The sequence below is a fragment of the Actinomadura sp. GC306 genome (genome assembly GCF_004348665.1).
Taxonomy (GTDB): domain Bacteria; phylum Actinomycetota; class Actinomycetes; order Streptosporangiales; family Streptosporangiaceae; genus Spirillospora.
This window is the reverse complement of the sequence record NZ_SMKM01000488.1, coordinates 1-2,034: the sequence shown is the minus strand read 5'-3', so window position 1 is coordinate 2,034 and position 2,034 is coordinate 1. Positions and strand designations below refer to the sequence as shown.

Annotated in this window: 2 protein-coding genes; one reads left to right on the top strand and one right to left on the bottom strand. The window is 79.7% G+C overall.

The window, feature by feature from the left end; all coding sequences use genetic code 11:
* The coding region (locus tag E1200_RS32895; RefSeq protein WP_131956523.1) for an isochorismatase family protein at positions 1-440 on the bottom strand (440 nt) is incomplete at its 3' end.
* Between the two features lie 227 nt (positions 441-667).
* Here E1200_RS32895 and E1200_RS32890 point away from each other — a divergent pair.
* On the top strand, positions 668-1,993 hold the full coding sequence (locus E1200_RS32890; RefSeq protein WP_131956521.1) for a glutamate--cysteine ligase: 1,326 nt from the start codon (positions 668-670) through the stop codon (positions 1,991-1,993).
* Positions 1,994-2,034: the final 41 nt, after the last annotated feature.

The following is a 2,034-nucleotide window of genomic DNA, read 5'->3' as shown; positions in this document are numbered from 1 at the left end:
CGGTGGGGGATGGGGAAGGTGGCGGTGGCGTCGGTGACGAACACCACCCGGTAGCCGAGGTCGGCGGCCAGCCGCGCGGTGGTCTCGCAGCACTGCTCGGTCTGGATCCCGCACACCACCACCTCGCCGACGCCGCGCTCGGTGAGCAGCTGCTGCAGGTTCGTGGTGGTGAACGCGTTGCGGGAGGTCTTGGTGAGCACCGGCTCCCCGGCGGCCGGTTCCAGGCCGTCCATGAGGCGGACGTGGCCGAGGGCGGGGTCGAACACGGTGCCGGTGCCGGGCTCGGAGTGCAGCACCCACACCACCGTGTCCCCGGCGGCGCGGGCGGCGGCGGCCAGGCGCGCGGCGCGGGCGGCGATGTCGGGCGCCGACACGGCCCGCCAGTTCGGGCGGCGGCGGAAGGACTCCTGGACGTCGATGACGAGGAGGGCTCTGTTCATGGCCCCGATGCTGCCCGCGGCGCGGGGCTTGCGGGAGGCATCATCACGGCGGGGTGCGGAACGATCCGGTCACCGGTACCGGGCCCGCCGCGAGGATTTCCGGCCGGGGGAGGGAGAGGGCGCTTCGTCCGGGAATCCCCCGCTGTGCGGGGAACGCCCCGGGATGCGGCGCGGCACGCGGGTGCCCGCCGAGAACCGGGCCCGGGGGACCGACAGGGGGAAGCGGCATGGGCGGCCACGAGGCCGGAGACACCGACGGCACGGCCGGCGCGGGCGGCGGCTCGCGCGCGGCGGGCGGCGCGACCGTCGGGGTGGAGGAGGAGTTCCTCCTGGTCGACGCGCTGTCCGGGGCGAGCGTCCCGCGCGCCGGGCAGGTCCTCGCGGCGGCGGGCGAGCATCCGTGGCGCGCGTCGGGCGGCGGGTTCCACCCCGAGCTGCTGGCCTCGCAGGTGGAGGCGGCGACCGGGGTGTGCGGCGACCTGGCGGTCCTGCGGGCGCAGCTGCGCGACGGGCGGGCCCGGCTGGCCGCCGCCGCGCGGGCGGCCGGGGCGCGGCTGGTGTCGGCGGGCGCGCCGGTGCTGGACGGGCCGCCCCCGCCGGTGGCGCCCGGCGACCGGTTCGCCGCGGTCCGCGGCGCCTACGGGGAGGTGGTGGCGGACTACCAGGCGTGCGGCTGCCACGTCCACGTCGGGGTCCCCGACCGGGAGACGGCCGTGCAGGTCGTCAACCACCTGCGGCCGTGGCTGCCCACGCTGGCGGCGCTGGCGGTGAACTCCCCGTTCGGCCGCGGCCGCGCCGGGAGCTTCGCCGGCCGCCGGATCGTGGAGATGTGGCGGTTCCCCGGCGCGGGCGTCCCGCCGTTCGCCGCGTCGGCGGCCGAGCACGACGGGCGCGTCGCGGCGCTGGTGGAGGCGGGCGCGCTGGTGGACGGCGCGATGACGTTCTGGCTGGCGCGGCCGTCGCCGCGGTGGCCGACGGTGGAGGTCCGCGCCGCCGACGCCGCCGCCACCGCCGACGAGGCCGTCCTGCAGGCGGCGCTGTCGCGGGGCCTGGTCGGCGCGGCGCTGCGGGACCTGGCCGCCGGGCGGGAGGCCCCGCGCGTGGACGCGCAGGTCTGCGCGGCGGCGCTGTGGAGCGCGGCCCGGCACGGGATGCGCGGCCACGCGCTGGACCCGTTCACCCGGCGGCGCGTCCCGCCCTGGCGCATGGTGGAGGACCTGCTGGCCAGGGCCCGGCCCGCGCTGGCCGAGGCCGGCGACCTGGACACCGTCCGCGCGCTGCTGGCGGGCGTGCGCCGGGCCGGGACGGGCGCGGACCGGCAGCGCCGCGCGGCCGGGCGCGGCGGGCCCCGCGCGGTGGTGGAGATGCTCGCCCGGCACACCGAGTCCGGCGTGCTGCCCGGCGTCCCCGAGGTCTCCGGCGGCGCCGCCCGCGGGCCCGGCGGCGGGCCGTCCCGGGCACCGCAAGCGGCACCGGGGGAGGAACAGGGCGTATGGGACGCGCGTGAGCGGGTACCGCAGCCGGACACGCACGTGACCACGGAGGACGCATGACCGCACAGCAGGCCGCCCCTCGGCGGGCACCCACCCAGGCC